20 protein-coding genes and 7 tRNA genes are annotated in these 24,016 nt (G+C 53.6%); 6 read left to right on the forward strand and 21 right to left on the reverse strand.

The annotated features are described in order from the left end of the window. Positions 1-359: 359 nt before the first annotated feature. The 5 genes from lnt to miaB all read right to left on the reverse strand — a co-directional run bounded on the left by lnt (position 360) and on the right by miaB (position 5,965). The gene (lnt, locus tag O1724_RS06855; protein WP_126296966.1) at positions 360-1,898 is read right to left on the reverse strand and encodes an apolipoprotein N-acyltransferase; all 1,539 of its coding nucleotides are present in this window, start codon (positions 1,896-1,898) and stop codon (positions 360-362) included. 5 nt (positions 1,899-1,903) lie between these two features. Continuing rightward, on the reverse strand, positions 1,904-2,782 hold the full coding sequence (corC, locus tag O1724_RS06860) for a CNNM family magnesium/cobalt transport protein CorC (RefSeq protein ID WP_003858679.1): 879 nt from the start codon (positions 2,780-2,782) through the stop codon (positions 1,904-1,906). An 84-nt stretch (positions 2,783-2,866) separates the two neighbouring features. Beyond that, a complete protein-coding gene (gene ybeY / locus O1724_RS06865; RefSeq protein WP_003858677.1) occupies positions 2,867-3,334 on the reverse strand; it encodes an rRNA maturation RNase YbeY in 468 nt (155 codons plus the stop codon). Beyond that, entirely contained in the window at positions 3,331-4,377 is a 1,047-nt protein-coding gene (locus O1724_RS06870) for a PhoH family protein (RefSeq protein WP_003858674.1), read from the reverse strand. Before O1724_RS06870 ends, ybeY begins: the two co-directional genes overlap by 4 nt. A 163-nt stretch (positions 4,378-4,540) precedes the next feature. Next, a complete protein-coding gene (gene miaB / locus O1724_RS06875) occupies positions 4,541-5,965 on the reverse strand; it encodes a tRNA (N6-isopentenyl adenosine(37)-C2)-methylthiotransferase MiaB (protein WP_003858672.1) in 1,425 nt (474 codons plus the stop codon). 135 nt (positions 5,966-6,100) lie between these two features. Here miaB and ubiF point away from each other — a divergent pair, with 135 nt between their 5' ends. Continuing rightward, positions 6,101-7,276, forward strand: a complete 1,176-nt coding sequence (ubiF, locus tag O1724_RS06880; protein ID WP_045345763.1) for a 3-demethoxyubiquinol 3-hydroxylase — start codon at positions 6,101-6,103, stop codon at positions 7,274-7,276. 108 nt (positions 7,277-7,384) lie between these two features. Here ubiF and O1724_RS06885 read toward each other — a convergent pair. The 12 genes from O1724_RS06885 to nagB form a co-directional block, all read right to left on the reverse strand. Continuing rightward, a tRNA-Gln gene (locus O1724_RS06885) sits at positions 7,385-7,459 on the reverse strand. Between the two features lie 34 nt (positions 7,460-7,493). After that, a tRNA-Gln gene (locus O1724_RS06890) sits at positions 7,494-7,568 on the reverse strand. A 41-nt stretch (positions 7,569-7,609) separates the two neighbouring features. Next, a tRNA-Met gene (locus O1724_RS06895) sits at positions 7,610-7,686 on the reverse strand. 17 nt (positions 7,687-7,703) lie between these two features. Next, positions 7,704-7,778: transfer RNA gene (locus O1724_RS06900), tRNA-Gln, on the reverse strand. 32 nt (positions 7,779-7,810) lie between these two features. After that, positions 7,811-7,885, reverse strand: a tRNA-Gln gene (locus O1724_RS06905). A gap of 23 nt (positions 7,886-7,908) precedes the next feature. Next, a tRNA-Leu gene (locus O1724_RS06910) sits at positions 7,909-7,993 on the reverse strand. 8 nt (positions 7,994-8,001) lie between these two features. Then, a tRNA-Met gene (locus O1724_RS06915) sits at positions 8,002-8,078 on the reverse strand. 225 nt (positions 8,079-8,303) lie between these two features. After that, positions 8,304-9,968 (reverse strand): asparagine synthase B, encoded by a 1,665-nt coding sequence (asnB, locus tag O1724_RS06920; protein WP_003858669.1) that lies wholly within the window; start codon positions 9,966-9,968, stop codon positions 8,304-8,306. 250 nt (positions 9,969-10,218) lie between these two features. Continuing rightward, positions 10,219-10,971 carry a ribonucleotide monophosphatase NagD gene (gene nagD / locus O1724_RS06925; protein ID WP_003858667.1) on the reverse strand — a complete coding sequence of 251 codons (753 nt, stop codon included), beginning with the start codon at positions 10,969-10,971 and terminating at the stop codon, positions 10,219-10,221. A gap of 45 nt (positions 10,972-11,016) precedes the next feature. Then, positions 11,017-12,237: a DNA-binding transcriptional regulator NagC gene (nagC, locus tag O1724_RS06930; protein WP_126296965.1), complete on the reverse strand. Its 1,221-nt coding sequence runs from the start codon at positions 12,235-12,237 to the stop codon at positions 11,017-11,019. Between the two features lie 8 nt (positions 12,238-12,245). Further along, the gene (nagA, locus tag O1724_RS06935) at positions 12,246-13,394 is read right to left on the reverse strand and encodes an N-acetylglucosamine-6-phosphate deacetylase (RefSeq protein ID WP_126296964.1); all 1,149 of its coding nucleotides are present in this window, start codon (positions 13,392-13,394) and stop codon (positions 12,246-12,248) included. 55 nt (positions 13,395-13,449) lie between these two features. Continuing rightward, the gene (gene nagB / locus O1724_RS06940) at positions 13,450-14,250 is read right to left on the reverse strand and encodes a glucosamine-6-phosphate deaminase (protein ID WP_003858663.1); all 801 of its coding nucleotides are present in this window, start codon (positions 14,248-14,250) and stop codon (positions 13,450-13,452) included. Positions 14,251-14,575: 325 nt separating this feature from the next. Between nagB and nagE the strand changes: the two genes are divergently transcribed. From nagE to chiQ, 4 genes are all read left to right on the forward strand, one after another. Beyond that, positions 14,576-16,525, forward strand: a complete 1,950-nt coding sequence (nagE, locus tag O1724_RS06945) for a PTS N-acetyl glucosamine transporter subunit IIABC (RefSeq protein ID WP_126296963.1) — start codon at positions 14,576-14,578, stop codon at positions 16,523-16,525. A 169-nt stretch (positions 16,526-16,694) separates the two neighbouring features. Beyond that, on the forward strand, positions 16,695-18,362 hold the full coding sequence (glnS, locus tag O1724_RS06950) for a glutamine--tRNA ligase (RefSeq protein ID WP_023315634.1): 1,668 nt from the start codon (positions 16,695-16,697) through the stop codon (positions 18,360-18,362). Between the two features lie 447 nt (positions 18,363-18,809). Then, positions 18,810-20,207: a chitoporin ChiP gene (gene chiP, locus O1724_RS06955; protein ID WP_003858660.1), complete on the forward strand. Its 1,398-nt coding sequence runs from the start codon at positions 18,810-18,812 to the stop codon at positions 20,205-20,207. Positions 20,208-20,254: 47 nt separating this feature from the next. Further along, complete coding sequence (chiQ, locus tag O1724_RS06960) at positions 20,255-20,581, forward strand: ChiQ/YbfN family lipoprotein (RefSeq protein WP_126296972.1); 327 nt, start codon at positions 20,255-20,257, stop codon at positions 20,579-20,581. 89 nt (positions 20,582-20,670) lie between these two features. Here chiQ and fur read toward each other — a convergent pair whose 3' ends face one another. The 4 genes from fur to ybfF form a co-directional block, all read right to left on the reverse strand. Next, positions 20,671-21,117, reverse strand: coding sequence for a ferric iron uptake transcriptional regulator (gene fur / locus O1724_RS06965; protein WP_003858655.1), 447 nt, complete (start codon positions 21,115-21,117; stop codon positions 20,671-20,673). 291 nt (positions 21,118-21,408) lie between these two features. Continuing rightward, positions 21,409-21,939 carry a flavodoxin FldA gene (gene fldA, locus O1724_RS06970; RefSeq protein WP_003858653.1) on the reverse strand — a complete coding sequence of 177 codons (531 nt, stop codon included), beginning with the start codon at positions 21,937-21,939 and terminating at the stop codon, positions 21,409-21,411. Positions 21,940-22,094: 155 nt separating this feature from the next. Next, positions 22,095-22,382, reverse strand: coding sequence for a LexA regulated protein (gene ybfE, locus O1724_RS06975; protein WP_003858652.1), 288 nt, complete (start codon positions 22,380-22,382; stop codon positions 22,095-22,097). 128 nt (positions 22,383-22,510) lie between these two features. After that, positions 22,511-23,284, reverse strand: coding sequence for an esterase (gene ybfF / locus O1724_RS06980; RefSeq protein WP_003858651.1), 774 nt, complete (start codon positions 23,282-23,284; stop codon positions 22,511-22,513). Positions 23,285-23,467: 183 nt separating this feature from the next. On the opposite strand from ybfF, the gene seqA reads away from it, so the two are divergent. Then, positions 23,468-24,013, forward strand: a complete 546-nt coding sequence (seqA, locus tag O1724_RS06985; RefSeq protein ID WP_003858650.1) for a replication initiation negative regulator SeqA — start codon at positions 23,468-23,470, stop codon at positions 24,011-24,013. Positions 24,014-24,016 lie beyond the last annotated feature (3 nt).

The following is a 24,016-nucleotide window of genomic DNA, read 5'->3' on the forward strand; positions in this document are numbered from 1 at the left end:
CAGTGACGCATAGATACCCATTGTGATGTTGTTATATCTCGCGCAATGCGAGTGCAGTGTTATGCAAGCTTGTTAACATTTAGTCTGGCTTAATGTAAAGATTTTGCTGCGTTATTGTTTATTTTTGCGAAGCGCGCCGCACCATTCAGAGGCAATAATCCCTCGTTGCACCGTTTCGGTGCTACCGATGATCTACGCTGGTGCGACAAGGTTGCACGTTAAGCCAGACAGCGTTGATGTAATTAAACAAAGCAACAGGCGTGCCAGAATTGAAGTTTGGGAGGAAATTGTCGGGTGGCGGCGGCGCCGGAGAGCAGGCCGGGTAAGGCGTAGCCGCCACCCGGCAACAGAAGGTAAGGTTATTTACGACGCTGACGCAGGCTCATCAGCACTGCGCCAAAGCCGAACAGCACGGTCAAAATCCACAGCGGCCAGTTCCCGGTGCGCGCGTAAGGGGTGAGCCCGGTAGTTGGCGTGACGTTAGTAGTCAGCACCTCACGGGTAAATTGCGGGATCATGGCCTGGATTTCACCCTGCGGACCAATCACGGCAGTAATGCCGTTATTGGTGCTGCGCAGCAACGGACGCGCCAGCTCCAGAGAACGCATTCTCGCCATCTGGAAGTGCTGCCACGGGCCAATCGATTTACCGAACCACGCATCGTTTGAGATGGTCAGCAGATAGTCGGTGTCCGGGCGGAAATTATCGCGCACCTGCTCGCCGAGGATAATCTCGTAGCAAATGGCGGCCGTCAGGGCAAAACCGTGCGCATGCAGCTGCGGCTGAACGTAAGGGCCCCGGCTGAATGAGGACATCGGCAAATCAAAGAACGGTGCCAGTGGGCGCAGAATAGACTCCAGCGGAACAAATTCGCCAAACGGTACAAGGTGGTTTTTGTTGTAACGATTGGTGGAGGTATAGCTGTATTCGCTGTCCTTACCGAGCGTAATGATCGTGTTGTACGTGTCATAGCGGTTCTGCTGATTGAGACGCGCATCCACAATTCCGGTAATCAGCGTACTGCCGCGTGCGCGCAGCAGATCGTCCATCATCTTCAGGAAGGGCTGCTGATTGATCTCCAGGTCCGGGATCGCAGACTCAGGCCAGATGATGAGCTGCGATTTGCCCATCACCTTTTCAGTGGCGTTGGCGTAGATTTTCAGCGTGTTCAGCAGCTGATTCTCATCCCATTTCAGGGACTGCGGGATATCGCCCTGGACCAGAGAAACCTGCGTGGCGCGCGCGGGCTCCAGCGTAAACCACTGGATATAACGCAGCGGGAAGGGCAGAGCAAACAGGATTAACGCGGCAACCAGCGGCTTCCAGTTACGTGTCACCAGGGCCAGCACCAGCAGGCCGCTGACGATCATCAACAGGAAGTTGATGGCTTCCACGCCCATGACCGGGGCCAGGCCTTTCAGCGGGCCGTCTACCTGGCTATAGCCGAACTGCAACCACGGGAAGCCGGTCAGTACCCAGCCGCGCAGAAATTCGGTGATTTGCCAGACAACGGGTGCCGCTATCGCCACGCGCAGCCAGGTCGTTTTTGGCCACAGGCGAGACAGGATGCCCGCGAACAGGCCAGTGTAGAGCGAAAGATAGGCGGCGAGCAGCACAACCAGGAAGACGTTAACCGGCCCCGGCATTCCGCCAAATTGCGCGATACTGACGTAGACCCAGTTGATACCAGAGCCAAACAGTCCCAGCCCCCAGAAGTAGCCGATGGCCGCGGCCTGTACCGGACGACGGTTCAGGGTAAGCCCCTGTATCCCCATCAGGGAGAGAATAGCGGCTGGCCAGATATCGTAAGGAGAAAAAGCCAGCGTACCGCTGGCTCCGAGTAACAGCGCCAGCAGCAAACGGACGCGCTGGCGTTCAAAGAGTGGGGCAAATGCCATTTACATTAATCTTCCAGTTTTGGCACCGGTGAGTCGTCCGGCATTCTGACGTGAACCTGAATAATACGTCGGCTGTCAGCCATTGCGACCTTGAACTGGTAACCATCGATGTCAACGGTTTCACCGCGGGCCGGAAGATGGCCGAAGGCCTGCATCACCAGACCACCAATGGTGTCCACTTCTTCATCGCTGAAACTGGTGCCAAAGGTATCGTTGAAGTCTTCAATGGAGGCCAGCGCGCGCACGGTCCAGGTGTGGCGGCTCAGCTGACGGAAGTCAATATCCTCTTCTTCGTCATACTCGTCTTCGATTTCGCCCACGATCAGCTCAAGGATGTCTTCGATTGTGACCAGACCGGAAACGCCACCAAATTCATCAATAACAATCGCCATGTGATAGCGCTGGGAGCGAAACTCCTTCAGCATCCGATCCACACGCTTACTTTCCGGCACAACCACGGCCGGGCGTAACACCTTTTCCATACTGAAGGCTTCGGCATCGCTGCGCATAAACGGCAGCAGATCTTTCGCCATCAAAATCCCTTCAATGTGATCTTTATCTTCGCTGATGACCGGGAAACGTGAGTGAGCCGATTCGATAATCACATCGAGGCACTCGTCCAGCGTCTGGTTGCGTTTCAGGGTAATCATCTGCGAGCGGGGGATCATGATGTCGCGGACGCGCTGGTCGGCGATGTCCATCACCCCTTCGAGCATTTCGCGCGTATCTTCGTCGATAAGGTCGTTCTGCCCGGAATCACGAATCAGCTCCAGCAGTTCATCACGGTTTTTCGGTTCGCCGTGGAAAAGCTGGTTCAGAATGAGGGAGAAAAATCCCTTTTTAGTGGTTGTCGTGTCGCTACTGTGTGAATTGTCGTCGCTCATGGCGTTTGTTAAGGGTTCTCTTGTTAGTTCAACGTTAACCGCCGCGCTATGTCCCTGCGCGGCGGCATGGTAGTCAGTGACTGACTATTCTTTCTCGGCAATGTACGGATCCTCATAGCCCAGAGCAAGCATTATCTCTGTCTCGAGGGATTCCATCTCTTCCGCTTCGTCATCTTCAATATGGTCGTAACCCAGAAGATGCAGGCTACCGTGCACCACCATGTGTGCCCAGTGCGCTTCCAGCGGCTTTTGCTGCTCTTTGGCTTCCTGCTCAACCACCTGACGGCAGATGATCAGATCGCCCAGCAGCGGCATCTCAATGCCCGGAGGGGCTTCGAACGGGAAAGAGAGCACGTTGGTCGGCTTATCTTTCCCGCGGTAGGTCAGGTTGAGCTCATGGCTTTCTGCTTCATCCACCAGGCGAATCGTGACCTCAGATTCTTCCTGAAACTGGGGGATAACGGCATCCAGCCATTTCTGAAACTGTGCCTCTTCTGGCATGCCGGAATTATCTTCACAGGCCAGCTGTAAATCGAGGATCACCTGACTCATTTCTGTTCATGCTCCTGCGCTTCGCGCTTACGTTCCGCGGCCAGTTCGGCCCTGCGCTTCTGATCTGCCTCTTCCCAGGCCTCATAAGCGTTAACGATACGCGCGACCACCGGATGGCGTACCACGTCTTCACTGTGGAAGAAGTTGAAGCTGATTTCCTCTACCTCGGCCAGGACTTCGATGGCGTGACGCAGACCCGATTTGGTGTTACGCGGCAGGTCAATCTGGGTGACGTCACCGGTGATAACCGCTTTCGAGTTAAAGCCAATACGCGTCAGGAACATCTTCATCTGTTCGATAGTGGTGTTCTGGCTCTCATCCAGAATGATGAACGCGTCGTTAAGCGTACGGCCACGCATGTAGGCCAGCGGGGCCACTTCAATCACGTTACGCTCGATGAGCTTTTCAACTTTCTCGAAGCCGAGCATTTCGAACAGCGCGTCATACAGCGGGCGCAGATACGGGTCGACCTTCTGGCTCAGATCGCCCGGCAGGAAGCCCAGTTTTTCACCGGCTTCAACAGCAGGGCGGGTCAGCAGGATACGGCGGATCTCCTGACGCTCAAGCGCATCGACCGCAGCAGCAACGGCCAGATAGGTTTTACCCGTACCCGCCGGGCCCACGCCGAAGGTGATGTCATGGTCGAGAATATTGGCGATGTACTGCGCCTGGTTCGGGGTACGAGGCTTAATCACGCCGCGTTTAGTTTTGATGTTGATGGCTTTGCCATAGTCCGGCACGCTCTCCGCGCTCTGCTCAAGCACGCGCGCCTCTTTGATGGCAAGGTGGATCTGTTCAGGTTCAATATCCTGGATCTCTCCGCGCATCGGGGCGGTATCAACATACAGGCTGCGGAGAATATCTGCCGCGGCGTTGACGCAGATTGGGCGTCCGGTGAGTTTGAAATGGTTATCGCGACGATTGATTTCGATACCCAGACGTCGCTCCAGTTGTTTGATGTTGTCATCAAACGGCCCGCACAGGCTCAGCAGGCGAGCGTTGTCTGCGGGCTCAAGGCTAATTTCACGCGTATCTATGTTCAAACTGTTCCTCTTTAATTGGTTAACTGACCTGTGGCCACACGGCGTAATAAAACGGTCATTACCGAAATTATTCACGCCATAGAATAAAGGCGCAAGCGTTGCGGTAGATATTGGGGGTGATGAGAGGAAATACAAGGCCTGCCGGACAGGCAGGCCAGGAGGATCACGGCTGGTAAATACCTACGCCAGAGTCGTTGACCTTGCGGGTGCGAGAGATAACGGATTCCGGAGTCTGTGCAATTCGCAGACCCATTTCGTCCTCAGTGCGTACCACCTTCCCGCGCAGCGAGTTCGTGAGCACTTCGACAATCTCGACGTCCACAAACTTACCGATCATGTCCGGGGTGCCTTCAAAATTCACCACGCGGTTATTTTCGGTTCGACCAGACAGTTCCATGATGCTCTTACGGGAGGTGCCTTCCACCAGAATACGCTGGACAGTGCCGAGCATGCGACGACTCCAGGCGTTGGCCTGCTGGTTGATACGCTCCTGTAAAATATACAGACGCTGCTTTTTCTCTTCTTCCGGTACATCATCAACCATATCGGCCGCAGGGGTGCCCGGGCGCGCAGAGAAGATAAAGCTGTAGCTGACGTCGAAATTCACCTCGCCGATGAGCTTCATGGTGCGCTCGAAGTCATCAGCGGTTTCGCCAGGGAAGCCGACGATAAAGTCGGAGCTAATCTGGATATCCGGGCGCGCTTCACGCAGCTTGCGGATGGTGGACTTATACTCCAGCACCGTATGTGGACGACCCATCAGGTTCAGCACGCGGTCAGAGCCGCACTGGATCGGCAGGTGCAGGAAGCTCACCAGCTCTGGCGTATCGCGATAGACGTCAATAATGTCGTCGGTAAATTCCATCGGATGGCTGGTGGTAAAGCGAATGCGGTCGATGCCGTCAATCGCCGCCACCAGACGCAGCAGTTCAGCAAAGCTGCCGGTGGTACCGTCGTAGTTTTCCCCGCGCCAGGCGTTCACGTTCTGCCCCAGCAGGTTCACTTCGCGAACGCCCTGCGCGGCAAGCTGCGCGATTTCAAACAGGATATCGTCTGCCGGGCGGCTCACTTCTTCACCGCGGGTATAAGGCACCACGCAGTAAGTACAGTATTTGTTGCAGCCTTCCATGATGGAGACGAAGGCGGTCGGGCCATCAGCGCGCGGCTCTGGCAGACGGTCAAATTTCTCGATCTCCGGGAAGCTCACGTCAACCACCGGGCTACGGCTGCCGCGAACCTGGTTAATCATCTCTGGCAGGCGGTGCAGGGTTTGAGGGCCAAAAACGATATCCACATAGGGGGCTCTCTGGCGGATCAGCTTACCTTCCTGCGATGCGACGCAGCCACCCACGCCAATGATCAGGTCCGGATTTTTCCGTTTGAGAAGCTTCCAGCGGCCTAACACATGAAAGACTTTTTCCTGTGCTTTTTCACGAATTGAACAGGTGTTCAGCAGCAGCACATCGGCTTCTTTCGCATTTTCAGTCAGCTGGTATCCGTGGGTGGTATCCAGCAGATCGGCCATCTTCGATGAATCGTATTCGTTCATCTGACAGCCCCAGGTTTTTATATGGAGTTTTTTAGTCATCGACTTGCTCAGCTCAGGATTGCAAGCCGCGTATTGTAATGCTTTGGTGCGGTTGTGACCAGTATGAAGGTTGTCAACCTCAGGGCCGCAAAAATCCGGTAAACTTAAGGTATTCTTCAATAAGGAATAGTGACCATGACACTCCTGAACACCGAAGTTGCCGTTGTTGGCGGCGGTATGGTCGGCGGCGCACTGGCGCTGGGGCTGGCGCAGCAGGGATTTGACGTAACCGTTATTGAACAGGCGGCTCCGCCGGCATTCGATCCTGCCAGCCAACCGGACGTACGTATTTCCGCCATCAGCGCGGCCTCTGTTGATCTGCTTCGCGGGCTGGGCGTCTGGGAGGCGGTGCTGGCGATGCGCGCGCATCCTTACAGCCGTCTCGAAACCTGGGAGTGGGAAAATGCTCATGTGTCGTTTGATGCCGCCGAGCTGAAACTGCCGCGCCTGGGCTATATGGTGGAAAACAACGTGCTCCAGCAGGCACTCTGGCAGGCGCTGGAGGCGCACCCGAAGGTGACGCTGCGCGTGCCGGACTCGCTGAAAGACCTGCATCGTCATGAGGGCGGGTATCTCCTGACGCTGGACAACGACGATGAGCTGGCCGTAAAGCTGGTGGTGGGAGCGGATGGCGCGAACTCGCAGGTCAGGCAGATGGCAGGCATTGGGATCCATGCCTGGCAGTACCAGCAGTCCTGCATGCTGATCACCGTTCAGTCAGAAAACGCGCCGGGCGAAAGCACCTGGCAGCATTTTACGCCGAACGGCCCGCATGCATTCTTACCGCTGTTTGATAACTGGGCTTCGCTGGTGTGGTACGACAAACCGGCGCGCATTCGACAGTTGCAGGGGCTGTCCATGGATCAGTTGCAGCGCGAAATCCGCCAGCACTTCCCGAGCCGTCTGGGCAACGTGACCCCGGTTGCCGCCGGCGCATTCCCGCTGATGCGACGCCATGCGTTGCAGTATGCCCGTGAAGGACTGGTGCTTGTGGGGGACGCGGCGCACACCATTCATCCGCTGGCGGGGCAGGGGGTGAATCTGGGATACCGTGACGTCGATGCGTTACTGGATGTGCTGGGTAACGCTCGCGCCCACGCGGAAGCCTGGGCCAGCCATCAGGTTCTGAAGCGCTACCAGACGCGCCGTATGGCGGATAACTTCATTATGCAGTCGGGGATGGATCTGTTCTATGCCGGGTTCAGCAATGATGTTGGTCCGGTGCGTATAGTGCGCAATATTGGATTGATGGCAGCGGAACGTGCCGGTGGTCTGAAGCGTCAGGCCCTGAAGTACGCCCTCGGACTCTGATCTTTATTCCCTCTCCCCGTGGGAGAGGGTTAGGGTGAAGGCATCAGGCCGCACTATTCTGAACAACAAAAACAAAAAAGCCCGCAGAGCGGGCTTGTTTGTTTAAAGTGGCTGGGGTGCAGGGATTCGAACCCCGGAATGCTGGTATCAGAAACCAGAGCCTTACCGCTTGGCGACACCCCAATTGCGTTAAACAAACTGCTTAACGACTTTAAAGTGGCTGGGGTACGAGGATTCGAACCTCGGAATGCCGGAATCAGAATCCGGTGCCTTACCGCTTGGCGATACCCCAACAATGTTCAGTTTACCGAATCGTATTCGATAACGTAAATATGGTGGCTACGACGGGATTCGAACCTGTGACCCCATCATTATGAGTGATGTGCTCTAACCAACTGAGCTACGTAGCCAGTACTGCAATCTTCGATGGCTGGGGTACCTGGATTCGAACCAGGGAATGCCGGTATCAAAAACCGGTGCCTTACCGCTTGGCGATACCCCAATACCGCGGAGAACCGCATGATCGAAGAAATATGGCTGGGGTACCTGGATTCGAACCAGGGAATGCCGGTATCAAAAACCGGTGCCTTACCGCTTGGCGATACCCCATCCGTGCAACGCTTACCTGGGAATGGTGCGGGAGGCGAGACTTGAACTCGCACACCTTGCGGCGCCAGAACCTAAATCTGGTGCGTCTACCAATTTCGCCACTCCCGCAAAAAAGATGGTGGCTACGACGGGATTCGAACCTGTGACCCCATCATTATGAGTGATGTGCTCTAACCAACTGAGCTACGTAGCCATCTTTTTTTCGCGTTACCTTATCGGCGTTGCGGGGCGCATTATGCGTATAGACCCTTGCAGCGTCAACACCTTTTTCAATGAAAATAGCCGGAATGTGACTGTTTGGTTAGGTTGCGAACAGCGAGGCCGAATATTCGACAATTATTGGTTATTAATCGATTTTATGCCGGGAAAAGAGAGGCAAAAAAATCAGGCCCCGGAGGGCCTGATTATAGTCTGGACATTATTTATAAGCAGACTGGTGAACGCCCACCGCGCGTCCTGACGGATCGTTCATCGCTTTGAAGGATTCATCCCATTCAATGGCTTTAGCAGAAGAGCAGGCGACCGAAGGACCACCCGGTACGCACTCGGCTGCGCTTGGAACCGGGAACAGCTCCTCAAAGATCTCACGGTACAAATACGCCTCTTTCGAGGCTGGCGTGTTGTACGGGAAACGGAAGCTCGCAGTTTCCAGTTGTTGATCAGAAACCTGTTTCGCCGCCACCTCTTTCAGGGTGTCGATCCAGCTGTAGCCTACGCCATCGGAGAACTGCTCTTTCTGACGCCACGCCACGCTCGCCGGCAGGTAGGATTCAAAACATTCACGCAGGATATGTTTCTCCATTTTGCCGTTGCCGCACATTTTGTCCTGTGGGTTGATGCGCATCGCCACATCGAGGAATTTCTTATCGAGGAACGGCACGCGGGCTTCTACACCCCAGGCTGACATCGCTTTGTTGGCGCGCGCGCAGTCAAACATGTGCAGCGCCTGTAGCTTACGCACCGTTTCTTCATGCAGCTCTTTGGCGTTCGGTGCTTTGTGGAAATAGAGGTAACCGCCAAACACTTCGTCAGAACCCTCGCCGGAGAGCACCATCTTGATGCCCATCGCTTTGATCTTCCGCGACATCAAATACATCGGCGTGGAGGCGCGAATGGTGGTCACATCATAGGTTTCAATGTGATAGATCACATCGCGGATCGCATCCAGACCTTCCTGTACGGTGAAGTGAATTTCATGGTGCACCGTGCCAAGATGGTTCGCCACTTCCTGGGCGGCTTTCAGGTCAGGTGCCCCTTCCAGACCCACGGCAAAGGAGTGCAGTTGTGGCCACCAGGCTTCAGAGCGCTCCTGATCTTCCACGCGACGTGCGGCGAATTTCTTGGTGATCGCGGAGATCACGGAGGAGTCCAGACCGCCGGAGAGCAGTACACCGTAGGGGACATCTGACATCAGGTGGCTTTTCACTGACTCTTCCAGCGCCTGACGCAGTTCCGCTTTGTCCGTCACGTTGTCTTTCACCGCTTCATAATCAAACCAGTCGCGCTGGTAGTACGGGCGGATCTCGCCGTCCTGGCTCCACAGGTAGCTACCTGCCGGGAACTCTTTGATGGTGCGGCATACCGGTACCAGGGCTTTCATCTCTGAGGCAACGTAGAAGTTACCGTGTTCATCGTGTCCCATGTACAGCGGGATAATACCAATATGGTCGCGGCCAATCAGGTAAGCGTCTTTTTCGCTGTCGTACAGGGCGAAGGCGAACATACCTTGCAGGTCGTCGAGGAACTCCGGGCCTTTCTCCTGATACAGCGCCAGGATCACTTCGCAGTCTGAGCCGGTCTGAAACGCGTAGCGATCGCCGTACTCAGCGCGCAGCGCCTGATGGTTGTAAATTTCACCGTTAACAGCCAGCGCGTGCGTTTTTTTCTCGTTATACAGCGGCTGTGCGCCAGCGTTGACATCAACAATGGAGAGACGTTCGTGAGCCAGAATCGCTTTATCGCTGGCGTAAACGCCTGACCAGTCCGGACCGCGATGGCGCATCAGGCGGGACAATTCGAGTGCTTTTTTACGCAGTTCGCCCGCGTCAGTTTTAATATCCAGTACGCCAAAAATAGAACACATAACCTTCTCCGTTAACCCTGTTGCGTTGTGATGTTGCTTGCTTATGAAAATGCCGCAAAAAGGGGAGGGGGCGCAAGCGTTTTACCGATGAAAACGTAAAAAGTGCAATGGCAATTGCCGAATCTTAAAAAAAGTGTATGCCTTAAGCGATTCTATTGATGATTTCTCAATGAAGAGCTGATTTCGTTAGATGAAGTGATGTTTTAAGACAGCAGAAATGAAAAACCACGCCCTGAGGCGTGGTTCTGAATCAAATAACGTCGATTTCGTCGACAGAGGGGTAAATCCAGCTTGGCCGGAACGGCATCGTATCAATGTCATCAAGCTGTGAAACGCCAGAAAGCACCAGGATGGTTTCAAGCCCCGCCTGGAAGCCAGCAAGAATATCGGTACGCAGGTTGTCGCCCACAATGACGGTTTCTTCTGAGTGTGCCTGCATCGTATTCAGTGCGGCGCGGATAATCCACGGGCTCGGTTTACCGACAACAAACGGCTTACGGCCCGAGATTTTTTCGATACCGGCACACAGCGCACCGCAGGCGGGATAAAAACCGCGACCGTGCGTGTCCGGGTTGGTGGCGATAAAACGCGCACCGTTGGCGACAAAGTAGGCTGCCTTATGCATCATCTCCCAGTTAAAGGAGCGCGTTTCGCCCACGATGACAAAGTCCGGGTTCACGTCGGTGATGGTGAAGCCCGCTTTATACAGCTCGTGGATCAGCGCACCTTCACCAACCACATAGGCTTTTTTGCCTTCCTGACGCTTCAGGAAATCCGCGGTCGCCATCGCAGAGGTATAGAACACGCTGTCCGGGACGTTGACGCCCGCAGTAGCAAAGCGGTTTGCCAGATCCTGACCAGTCTGTGAAGGGTAGTTCGTGAGAAGAACCAGTGGCATTCCTTTATCGATGATGCGGTGAAGAAACTCCGCAGCACCCGGCACGGCAACGTTGTCGTGCATCAGCACGCCGTCGATATCACAAATTACATTCTTAATGGTCATGGACAATCCGACATCAAAAAAAGAAGGCGTTACTATAAGATCCGATCAGGATTCCAGCAAATGTTGCAGCAGGATCCCGTTCAGCATGGCACGTTTTACCAGGGCGAATGCGCCAATTGCCGAGCGGTGATCGAGCGTAGATCGCACCACCGGCAAATTCTGGCGAAATGCCTTCAGCGCCTGGGTATTGATGCAGCCTTCAATGGCGGGCAGTAACACTTTTTCGGCTTCAACGATCTCGCCGGCAATCACCACCTTTTGCGGATTAAACAGGTTGATGGCAATGGCGATGGTCTTACCCAGGTGGCGTCCTACCTGTTCGATCACTTCGCAGGCCAGCGCATCGCCTTTGTTTGCCGCTTTGCAGATGGTGCCGATCTTACAATCGTCCAGCGTGACGCGGCTCTGGTAACCCTGCTCCAGCAGATGGCGAACGCGATGTTCAATGGCGGCGTTGGCGGTAACGGTTTCAAGACAGCCAAAATTACCGCAGTGGCAGCGCTCGCCAAGCGGTTCCACCTGGATATGACCAATCTCGCCTACGTTACCGTTACGACCAATAAAAATGCGGCCATTCGAGATGATGCCCGCACCTGTACCACGGTGAACGCGCACCAGAATAGAGTCTTCGCAGTCCTGGCTCGCTCCAAAGTAGTGCTCCGCCAGCGCCAGCGAGCGAATATCGTGACCAACAAAGCAGGTCAGCTTGAAGCGCTTTTCCAGCGCCTCAACCAGCCCCCAGTTCTCTACCTTAATATGCGGCATGTAGCGAATAACGCCGCTTTCCGGGTCAACCAGGCCGGGCAAAATCACCGAGATGGCGATGAGTTCACGGATCTTGCGCTGACAGCTTTCGATAAACTGCGCAATGGTATTCAGTAACGCATGTTCAAGCGTCTCCTGCGTGCGCTCAGGAAGGGGGTAATGCTCTTCGGCAATGGCCTTGCTGCTCAGGTCGTAGAGCGTAAGCGTGGTGTCATGACGTCCTAAGCGAACGCCAATGGCCTGAAAATTGCGGGTTTCCGTGACGATGGAAATCGCGCGGCGGCCCCCGGTGGAGGCCTGCTGATCGACTTCTTTGATCAGGCCGCGCTCAATAAGCTGACGTGTAATTTTTGTCACGCTGGCGGGAGCAAGCTGGCTTTGTTCGGCTATCTGAATGCGTGAGATTGGCCCGTGCTGGTCAATCAGGCGATAAACTGCCGCGCTGTTAAGTTGTTTAACGAGATCGACATTACCGATTTGAGCTTGTCCGCCTGGTGTCATACTTTTACTTACTCAGTGACGACCTCGTTACCATTAACGATGGTCTTAATAATTTTATAATCGTGTGTGAACGCCGTCAGGTTTGCAACCATACTTGGCGCAATACCACCGAGCTGTTTATCGACGCCAATGGCGCGCGCCGGATAAAGCGTGGCCATGCGCAGCACTTCCTCAAGTGCGATGCCGCAATGTTCAACGAGGTTACGTACCCCTTCGATCATCGTCAGAGAAGAACCGCTCAGCGTGCCGTTCTCATCCACACACAGTCCATTCCGGTAGTATATTGTTTTACCAGCAAAAATGAACTGGTCAATATTCGCTCCTGCCGGAGCGGTAGCATCCGTCACCAGGCAGAGCTTGTCGCCTTTCAGGCGTTTGGCGTTGCGGATGTTGGTGTAATCGACATGCAAGCCGTCGGCGATAATGCCGCAGTAGACGTCTGGTTCATCCAGAATTGCGCCAACCAGTCCCGGTTCGCGGCCAGTAATATAGGGCATCGCGTTATAAAGGTGTGTGGCAAATGTAATGCCTGCGCGGAAACCGGCCTTCGCCTCTTTCAGCGTCGCGTTCGAATGGCCCGCAGATACCACAATCCCGGCGGCGGCCAGTTTGCTGATAACGTCCGTGCCGGTCATTTCCGGGGCCAGCGTCACTTTGGTGATCACATCGGCATTGGCGCACATGTAATCCACCAGCTCGGCATCCGGTTTGCGCACGTAGTTTGGGTTATGGGTGCCTTTCTTGACCATATTCAGCCAGGGCCCTTCCAGGTGCAGGCCCAGCGCCTGATTCGGATGTTTTGCCAGGTATTCGCGCATGACGCGGATACCCTGTTTCATCAGGTCATCGCTGCTGGTGATCAGCGTTGGCAGATAGCTGGTGCAGCCCGATTTCTCGTTGGCTTTCTGCATAATTTCCAGCGTTTCAACCGTCACCGCTTCTGCGGTATCGTTAAACTGGACACCGCCGCAGCCGTTAAGCTGTACGTCGATGAAACCGGGGGAGATTACAGCTCCATTGAGTGAACGCTGTTCGATCTCCGGCGGCAGTTCCGCCAGCGGGCAAACACGTTCAATCAGGCCATTGGCGATTACAATCGCATGGTCATCCAGAATTTCATGGCCGGTATAAATCCGACCGTGGGTTAAAGCGTACATATCGACCCCCGGTTAAAAAAAGCGACCGCCCCGGATAAAAGAGGCGGTTATTCAATTACAGACCTTTGATGTTCTCAGCTTCCAGCTCGTTGAAGTATTTCAGCGTTTTCACTTTCAGCTCCATGGTGGACGGTTCGTCACACACGACAACCGCTTTTGGATGCAGCTGTAAGCAGCTGATCGTCCACATATGGTTCACGTTGCCTTCAACGGCAGCCTGAAGCGCTTGCGCTTTCACCGCGCCCAGCACCAGAATCATCACTTCTTCGGCATCCAGCAGCGTGCCCACGCCCACGGTCAGCGCGTATTTAGGCACCTGATTGACGTCGCCGTCAAAGAAGCGGGAGTTAGCCACGCGCGTATCATGGGTCAGCGTTTTAATACGGGTACGGGAAGCCAGTGAAGATGCCGGTTCGTTGAACGCGATATGACCATCGTTGCCTACGCCGCCCATAAACAGGTGGATTTTACCGTAGGAACGGATTTTTTCTTCATACTGACGGCATTCTGCGTCAATATCAGGCGCGTTTCCATTCAGCAGGTTAATGTTTTCAGCCGGAATATCAACGTGATCGAAGAAATTACGGTGCATAAAGCTGTGGTAACTTTCCGGATGTTCCTTTGGCAGGCCGACATATTCGTCCATGTTGAAGGTCACAACGTGTTTAAAGCTAACCTGGCCCGCTTTGTGCATTTCAACCAGAGCTTTATAAGCGGTCAGGGGCGTGCCGCCGGTTGGAAGACCGAGAACGAAAGGACGATCGGCTGTTGGTTTGAACGCGTTGATGCGGTTAACGATATGACGAGCAGCCCATTTTCCGACTTGTTCAGCTGTTGCCAGGGGAATCAGTCTCATTATTCACCTCTAAAGTTTAAGTAAAAGTGGGCGGATGATTAGTGCAACCTGAACTAAGCGTAACCTGGAACCTTTCAGGCCGGATCAATCCGTCTTGATTTTTTGAATGATAAAATAAGTTTTCGTCGTTAGCCAGTGACAGGGAGGGTTTAATACGATATTTGGTGACAATAATCACAAAAAATAGGTGTTTAATTTGCGATACGAATTAATTTTTCACACACTCACACTGCCAGTGAATCATCAACTGTATCTATCGTTCGTGACACAATAAAAACATAGTTTATGCGCGAGTCTTAACAAAGGGTCTCGTAGGGGGAATAGGATGAATATTTTAGGTTTTTTCCAGCGCCTCGGTAGGGCTTTGCAGCTCCCTATCGCCGTGCTACCGGTTGCAGCATTGCTGCTGCGATTCGGGCAACCCGATCTTCTTAACGTGCCGTTTATTGCCCAGGCAGGCGGCGCAATTTTTGACAACCTGGCGCTGATTTTCGCCATCGGTGTGGCGTCAAGCTGGTCAAAAGACAGCGCGGGTGCCGCGGCACTGGCAGGGGCTGTCGGTTACTTCATCCTCACGAAAGCGATGGTAACCATCAATCCTGAAATCAACATGGGTGTGCTGGCAGGTATCATTACTGGCCTGGTGGGTGGTGCCGTGTACAACCGTTGGGCAGGTATCAAACTTCCTGACTTCCTGAGCTTCTTCGGCGGTAAACGTTTTGTGCCGATTGCGACGGGCTTTTTCTGTCTGATCCTCGCCGCCATCTTTGGCTACGTTTGGCCACCGGTGCAGCATGCTATCCATGCGGGTGGCGAGTGGATCGTGTCTGCGGGCGCAATGGGTGCGGGCATCTTCGGTTTCATTAACCGTCTGCTGATCCCAACCGGTCTGCATCAGGTACTGAACACCATCGCCTGGTTCCAGATTGGTGAGTTCACCAACGCGGCCGGCGCGGTATTCCACGGTGATATCAACCGCTTCTACGCAGGCGACGGCACCGCGGGCATGTTCATGTCTGGCTTCTTCCCAATCATGATGTTTGGTCTGCCTGGCGCGGCGCTGGCAATGTACCTGGCTGCGCCGAAAGCGCGTCGCCCAATGATTGGCGGGATGCTGCTGTCCGTTGCGATCACCGCCTTCCTGACCGGCGTGACCGAGCCACTGGAATTCCTGTTCATGTTCCTGGCTCCGCTGCTGTATCTGATGCACGCGATCCTGACCGGTATCAGCCTGTTCGTCGCCACCCTTCTGGGTATCCATGCTGGCTTCTCCTTCTCCGCAGGCGCCATCGACTATGTGTTGATGTACAACCTGCCGGCGGCAAGCAGCAACGTCTGGATCCTGATGGTGATGGGCCTGATCTTCTTCGTTATCTACTTCGTTCTGTTCAGCGCGGTTATTCGTATGTTTAACCTGAAGACGCCTGGTCGCGAAGATACGAAAGATGATGTTGTGACCAGTGAAGCCAACAGCAATACCGAAGAGGGTTTAACCCAGCTGGCAACCAGCTACATTGCCGCTGTGGGTGGCACCGACAACCTGAAAGCGATCGATGCCTGTATTACCCGTCTGCGTCTGACCGTAGGCGACTCCGCGCGCGTGAGCGATGCAATGTGCAAACGCCTGGGTGCGTCTGGTGTGGTGAAACTGAACAAACAAACCATCCAGGTTATCGTGGGTGCGAAGGCCGAATCTATCGGCGATGAAATGAAAAAAGTGGTTGCCCGTGGGCCGGTCGCTGCCGCCTCAACGGATAACGCACCGGTGGCTGACGCGCCGGTTGCAAAACCGCAGGCTGTGCCAAACGCGGTGACCATCGCTGCGCTGGTTTCTCCGGTGACAGGTGACGTTGTTGCGCTTGAACAGGTGCCTGACGAAGCGTTCGCCAGCAAAGCGGTCGGTGACGGCGTGGCGGTAAAACCAACGGACAAAACCGTGGTCTCTCCGGCTGCCGGTACTATCGTGAAAATCTTCAACACCAACCACGCGTTCTGCCTGGAAACGGAAAAAGGCGCGGAGATCGTAGTCCATATGGGTATCGATACCGTTGCGCTGAACGGTCAGGGCTTTACTCGCCTGGTGGAAGAGGGCGCAGAAGTGGCGGCAGGCCAGCCGATTCTGGAAATGGATCTGGACTTCCTGAATGCCAACGCGCGCTCCATGATCAGCCCGGTAGTGTGCAGCAACATCGACGACTTCAGCGGTCTGGTGATCCAGGCGCAGGGGCAGGTAGTTGCAGGCCAGACGCCACTATATGAGATTAAAGGCAAGTAATCGCTCCTGAGTAGAGTTATGCCTTTAGCGGCGGGGGATATCCTCCGCCGCTTTTTTTTGCAGCAATTGCCCCCATTATTTTCTTCCGGGACGTTTTAAGGGTTGTCACTACGTCCGGCTTATAAGATCATATGCCGTTATACGTTGTTTACGCTTTGAGGAATCCACGATGAGTGAGGCAGAAGCCCGCCCGAGTAACTTTATTCGCCAGATCATCGATGAAGATCTGGCCAGTGGTAAGCACACCACAGTCCACACGCGTTTCCCGCCGGAGCCAAATGGCTACCTGCACATTGGTCACGCCAAATCGATCTGCCTGAACTTTGGTATTGCGCAAGATTACCAGGGACAGTGCAACCTGCGTTTTGATGACACCAACCCAGTAAAAGAAGACATCGAATACGTTGAGTCGATTAAAAACGACGTGCAATGGCTGGGCTTCAACTGGTCTGGCGATATCTGCTACTCCTCAGACTATTTCGATCAGCTGTATGCCTATGCGGTTGAACTGATTAACAAAGGTCTGGCATACGTCGACGAATTGTCTGCTGACGAAATCCGTGAATACCGCGGTACGCTGACTCAGCCTGGCAAAAACAGCCCGTTCCGCGATCGTAGCGTGGAAGAGAACCTGGCGCTGTTTGAAAAAATGCGTGCCGGTGGCTTCGAAGAAGGTAAAGCGTGTCTGCGTGCCAAAATCGATATGGCGTCTCCGTTCATCGTGATGCGCGATCCGGTGCTGTACCGCATTAAGTTCGCTGAACACCACCAGACCGGTAACAAGTGGTGCATCTACCCGATGTACGACTTCACCCACTGCATCAGCGATGCGCTGGAAGGCATTACGCACTCTCTGTGCACGCTGGAATTCCAGGACAACCGTCGTCTGTACGACTGGGTGCTGGATAACATCACCATTCCTGTGCATCCGCGTCAGTACGAGTTCTCTCGTCTGAACCTGGAATACACCGTGATGTCCAAGCGTAAGCTGAACCTGCTGGTCACCGACAAGCACGTTGAAGGCTGGGACGACCCGCGTATGCCGACCATCTCTGGCCTGCGTCGTCGTGGCTACACCTCGGCGTCCATTCGTGAGTTCTGCAAACGTATTGGCGTCACCAAGCAGGACAACACCATCGAAATGGCGTCTCTGGAATCCTGCATTCGTGAAGACCTGAACGAAAACGCGCCGCGCGCGATGGCAGTGATCGATCCAGTGAAACTGGTTATCGAAAACTATCCGCAGGGCGGAAGCGAACAGGTCTCGATGCCTAACCATCCGAACAAACCGGAAATGGGCACCCGCGACGTGCCGTTTAGCGGTGAAATCTGGATCGATCGTGCCGACTTCCGCGAAGAAGCGAACAAGCAGTACAAGCGTCTGGTGCTGGGCAAAGAAGTACGTCTGCGTAACGCCTATGTAATCAAAGCCGAGCGCGTAGAGAAAGATGCGGAAGGTAACATCACGACCATCTTCTGTACGTATGACGCAGAGACGCTGAGTAAAGATCCGGCGGATGGCCGTAAAGTAAAAGGTGTAATCCACTGGGTGAGCGCGCAGCATGCGCTGCCGGTTGAGATCCGTCTCTACGATCGTCTGTTCAGTGTGCCTAATCCAGGCGCTGCGGAGGACTTCCTGGCGGTCATTAACCCTGAGTCTCTGATTATCAAGCAGGGGTATGCCGAGCCGTCTCTGAAAGCCGCTGAAGCCGGTAAAGCGTTCCAGTTTGAACGTGAGGGTTACTTCTGCCTGGACAGCCGTTACAGCACGGCAGAAAAACCGGTATTTAACCGTACCGTCGGTCTGCGTGATACCTGGACTAAGATCGGCGAATAATAACGCTGCTCTGGTCAATGAGAAACAAACGCCGCGTAATGCGGCGTTTTTTTATTTAACGATCATGTCGTTAAGCATCGGGATAATCATTTAAACCCAACATTCCAGGTCAATGTGGTGCTACTTATTTTATTTAAAAAAAGTTTGTTGTTTTCCAAAAACAGAAACACTGAAAAATATATTCACAATATCAATGTTACTTACTGAAAATTAGCGCATTCCCCCGCCAGTACTCGCTTTCCGGTAAATGTTACAAAGCACTACGAAATATGTGCTCTTCGTCATAATCCTGACTTTTGCCTGATTAAAACCATTGATAATTCGCGTCGCGAAAAATAACCTAAAGACGGTAGTTAATTCGAGGGTATTTCTGACTACCCCTGACCATTTGGTCTTTTCTGTTTTTCGCCGTTTAGGGCGTTTTAATTCGTCAAAGAGGAATAATCTATGCGTACGTTTAGTGGCAAACGTAGTGCGCTGGCGCTAGCTATTGCCAGTGTGACAGCAATGTCGGGCCTGGTGATTGCGCCAGAGGCAAAAGCAGCAGGTTTCATTGAAGATTCCACCCTCACGGGCGGTATTTATTACTGGCAGCGTGAGCGTGACCGTAAAGACGTCACTGAAGATAAATACAAAACCAACCTTTCTCACTCGACATGGAACGCCAACCTGGATTTCCAGTCGGGATATGCCGCCGATATGTTCGGGATCGATATTGCCGCATTCACCGCAATTGAAATGGCCGAAAATGGCGACAGCGGCCATCCGAACGAAATTGCGTTCTCCTCCAGTAATAAAGCCTACGACGAAGACTGGTCCGGCGATAAAAGCGGTATCAGCCTGTATAAAGCGGCTGCAAAATTCAAATATGGCCCGGTCTGGGCGCGGGGTGGTTATATCCAGCCAACCGGCCAGACGTTGTTAGCGCCGCACTGGAGCTTTATGCCAGGCACCTATCAGGGGGCGGAAGCCGGTGCTAATTTTGACTACGGCGATGCGGGGGCGTTGAGCTTCTCCTATATGTGGACCAACGAGTACAAAGCGCCGTGGCACATTGAGATGGACAAGTTCTATCAGAACGATAAAAAAACCAAAGTTGATTATCTCCACTCGCTGGGAGCGAAGTACGACTTTAAAAACGATCTGGTGCTGGAAGCTGCATTTGGTCAGGCTGAAGGCTATATCGATCAGTACTTTGCTAAAGCCAGCTACAAATTTGATATCGCGGGTAGCCCGCTGAGCACCAGCTATCAGTTCTACGGTACGCGCGACAAGGTCAGTGATGGCAGCGTAAATGATATCTATGACGGCACCGCGTGGTTACAGGCGCTGACCTTCGGCTACAAGGTAGGTCAGGTTGATTTGCGTCTGGAGGGAACATGGGTCAAGGCAGAAGGGCAGCAGGGCTACTTCCTGCAACGTATGACCCCAACCTACGCCTCCTCTAACGGTCGTCTGGATATCTGGTGGGATAACCGCTCTGACTTTAACGCCGACGGCGAAAAGGCGGTCTTCTTCGGGGCAATGTATGACCTGAAAAACTGGAACCTGCCCGGCTGGGCAGTGGGCGCGTCCTACGCGTACGCCTGGGATGCGAAGCCAGCGGATATGGCTACGCCAGACGCGTACTACGATCCAAACTACCGTCTGAAAGAGTCTTCATACAGCCTGGATGCGATTTACACCCTTCAGGAGGGCCGTGCGAAAGGCACGATGTTCAAACTGCACTTCACCCAGTATGACAACCACTCCGATATCCCGAGCTACGCGGGCGGCTACGGCAACATCTTCCAGGATGAACGTGACGTGAAATTCATGGTCATTGCGCCATTTACCATCTTCTGATGAATGCTGCGGCGGGCGGTGTCCCGCCGTTATGGAGACTGAACATGATGAATAAAAGGGTAATCGTTGCGTTGCTGACCTTCGGGCTGGTGGCATGCGCGCAGGATCAGGCGCCGAAAGAGGACTCCCGTCTGAAAGAGGCCTACAGCGCGTGCATCAATACCGCACAGGGTTCACCTGAGAAGATTGAGGCCTGTCAAAGCGTGCTGAACGTGCTGAAAAAAGACAAAACCCATGAGCAATTCGCCACGCAGGAAAACGTTCGCGTAATGGATTACCAGGCCTGTATTCAGGCGCGTAAAACCAGTAACGATCAGGAAGTGGCGAAGCGTTGCGATAAGATCTGGAACGAGATACGCAATAACAATAAATAAGTTGCTTTACGCCCGGTGGCGCAGCGTCACCGGGCTTTTCAGGCAAAAAAAAGCCAACCTCACGGCTGGCTCAGAGTATGAACACTCACTTATTTTGCGTCGTGCGCATGTTCATTTTCGCGGCAATCACCTTCAGCACAGTGACCGTACAGGTACAGGCTGTGGTTGGTCAGGCGGATGCCATGACGGGCGGCGATTTCACGCTGGCGCGATTCAATGGAATCATCGCTAAATTCAATGACCTTGCCACAGTCGAGGCAGATCAGGTGATCGTGGTGGTGCTGCTGAGTCAGCTCGAACACGGATTTACCGCCTTCGAAATTATGACGAGTAACAATGCCCGCGTCATCAAACTGGTTCAGCACACGATAGACGGTTGCCAGCCCAATCTCTTCACCCATATCGATAAGACGCTTATAAAGGTCTTCCGCACTGACATGGTGATTGTCTGGCCCCTGAAGCACTTCAAGGATTTTTAACCGAGGAAGCGTTACTTTCAGGCCAGCTTTCTTTAATGCGGTATTGTTGTCAGTCATGCGGAATCTGTCCTGTTGCTAAACGATTCACTTCAAAAGAAGAAGTGACAGAAAATGCACTTGGGATAATGCGTCTCATTATAGAACTGCCATGGCTAAATGAAAACTGCAAGTCTCAAGCAAAGTATGCTTATAAAAACGTGGTATCACCAACAAACTTGTTCGATGGCACCCACTTTTTACCAGGGGGATATTGTACAGGTCTGGGCGAAAAAGTTAAAAGTTTGTAGCAATTAATTTAATCGGTTTTACCTGGAAAACGGGCGCAACCGGAGTTGCGCCGCAGGGATATCAGGCGTTAAGGATATCGTCCAGGTTCAGCTCTTCACGAACCTGCTTAACCCATTTTTCTACACGCTCAGCGGTCAGCTCTGGCTGACGGTCTTCATCAATGGCCAAGCCAACGAAGTGATCGTCATCTGCCAGACCTTTGGAAGCTTCGAAATGGTAACCCGCCGTTGGCCAGTGACCGACGATCGCCGCACCGCGTGGCTCAATGATGTCGCGAATAGTGCCCAGCGCATCACAGAAATACTCAGCATAGTCTTCCTGATCGCCACAGCCAAACAGGGCAACCAGCTTGCCGTTGAAGTCTACTTCTTCCAGCGTCGGGAAGAAATCGTCCCAGTCACACTGTGCTTCACCGTAGTACCATGTGGGGATGCCCAGCAGCAGGATGTCATAGCCCTCGAGATCTTCTTTGCTGCTCTTGGCGATGTCATGCACATCAGCAACGTCTTTACCGAGCTGTTTTTGAATGTTTTTTGCGATATTTTCAGTGTTGCCAGTATCACTGCCAAAGAAAATGCCGATGATTGCCATGAGTAAAATAACCTCTTGAAACTTAATGGTATGGTGGCGCAAATTGTCCACGGATAAGGGCAATAATAGCAGAACAGGCAACCCTGCGGAAACAGCTATCACGCAGGACTGCACTCTGTGCTACATGAAAAAGGTAATATTGGGGATTTTCTGACTCACGCCTTGCCGCGTAACGTCTCAAGCTGGGCGATCAGCATCTCTTCGATCAATTCGCTGCGGCTGATGTTGCGCGCGTCAGCTAATTCGTTAAGCGCATCGACGGCATCGGCATTCAGCTTCAGTTCGACACGCTTAAGCCCACGATTTTTATCGCGTTTAAGCTGGTTGCGTTTATTGATACGCAGCTGTTCATCGCGCGAAAGCGGATTCGTTTTCGGTCGTCCCGGTCGACGCTCATTCGCGAACAGATCTAGTGTCGTACGGTCCGTTTGTTCTTTGGCCATGATTCTGAGACTTCGGGGGAAACACGCCGCCCTGCTAATGCCCGGGCGATAAGCGCGCCATCATACATCACCCAAATCCACACGCCAACGACTGGAAGCCCGTCGTCTTCCGGTCGCTGGCTTTTTAATCAATTCGCTGTATCAGTAAGATAGCGGCGAATGGCGCGCAGGACGGCATCCGGTTTTTCCGCGTGTACCCAGTGCCCGGCACCCGCAATGACGTGAGCGCGAGCCTGCGGGAATTGCGCCAGCAGCGCGTCACGGTACGCGTCAGTGACGTAAGGGGAGTTGCCGCCGCGAATAAAAAGGGTAGGGTGCGGCCAGGCGGGGACGGCTTCCCAGCCCACAATATGCGAATACTGATCCCACAGCACCGGGACGTTAAAGCGCCATTGCCCGTCAACAAACGATTTCAGCAGGAACTGGACCACGCCTTCTTCATCAAGATGCTCGCGCATAACGGCAGCCGCCTGTTGGCGGGTTGCGACACCCGCTTCGGTGACCGCATTGATGGCGGCAAAAATCTCATCGTGACGGCGAACGTCGTAATTGACGGGCGCAACGTCGATGACCACCAGCCCGGAAATTCGCTCAGGTGCCAGCGCAGTGAGCGCCATCACCGCTTTACCGCCCATTGAATGCCCGATAAGCGTCGCTTTCTGAATATTATTCGCATCGAGGGTGTCCCGCAGATCCTGCGCCATGGCTGCGTACGTCATCTCCTCCGAGCGCCCTGAAAGACCGTGATTGCGCATATCAACCTGGAGGATCTCGTGATCGGTCACTAAATCGCGCGCCAGCACACCCAGATTATCCAGGCTACCAAACAGGCCGTGAACCAGTACGATGGGAGAATTATTGTTCGGCGATTGTGCAGTTTGCGCTCGGGTATTCAATTTCATGGCAAAGTTCTTTTTTTAGGTTTGTCAGGTTAGGGTATCATGTTGACCATTCTGCCGCCCGGGGGCAAGGATCCAGTTTAATCTGACTTTTGCCGCCAACCTGGTTTGACGCTATCCGCTGTTGGGATTTGACCTTATAATCTCAACGACTTGTATTCAGATAAGATATCGCACTGGATTAAGATGAAAACAATCGAAGTTGATGACGAACTCTATCAGTATATTGCCAGCCAGACGCGGCATATTGGGGAGAGCGCGTCCGACATTTTACGGCGCATGCTTAAAATTTCCGCCGCCTCACAGCCCACTCCTGTCACTAAAGATGTCGTGTCTCAGCCGAGCGTTGTTGCACAAGTAAAACCTGCCGTCATGCCGGCAAAGGACAAAGTGCGCGCGATGCGCGAGCTGCTGCTGTCCGATGAATATGCCGAGCAGAAAAAGGCCGTTAACCGCTTTATGCTGGTGCTGTCTACACTTTACTCACTGGATAACAACGCATTTGCAGAAGCGACAGAGTCGCTGCACGGTCGCACGCGCGTTTATTTCGCAGGCGACGAGCAGACCTTGCTGCAAAATGGCAACCAAACCAAACCCAAACACGTTCCCGGTACGCCATACTGGGTGATCACTAATACCAATACGGGCCGCAAGTGCAGCATGATCGAACATATCATGCAGTCCATGCAGTTCCCGGCGGAATTGATCGAAAAGGTTTGCGGTACAATTTAACCC

The organism is Enterobacter cloacae complex sp. HYC074_NIDB, from assembly GCF_056673345.1.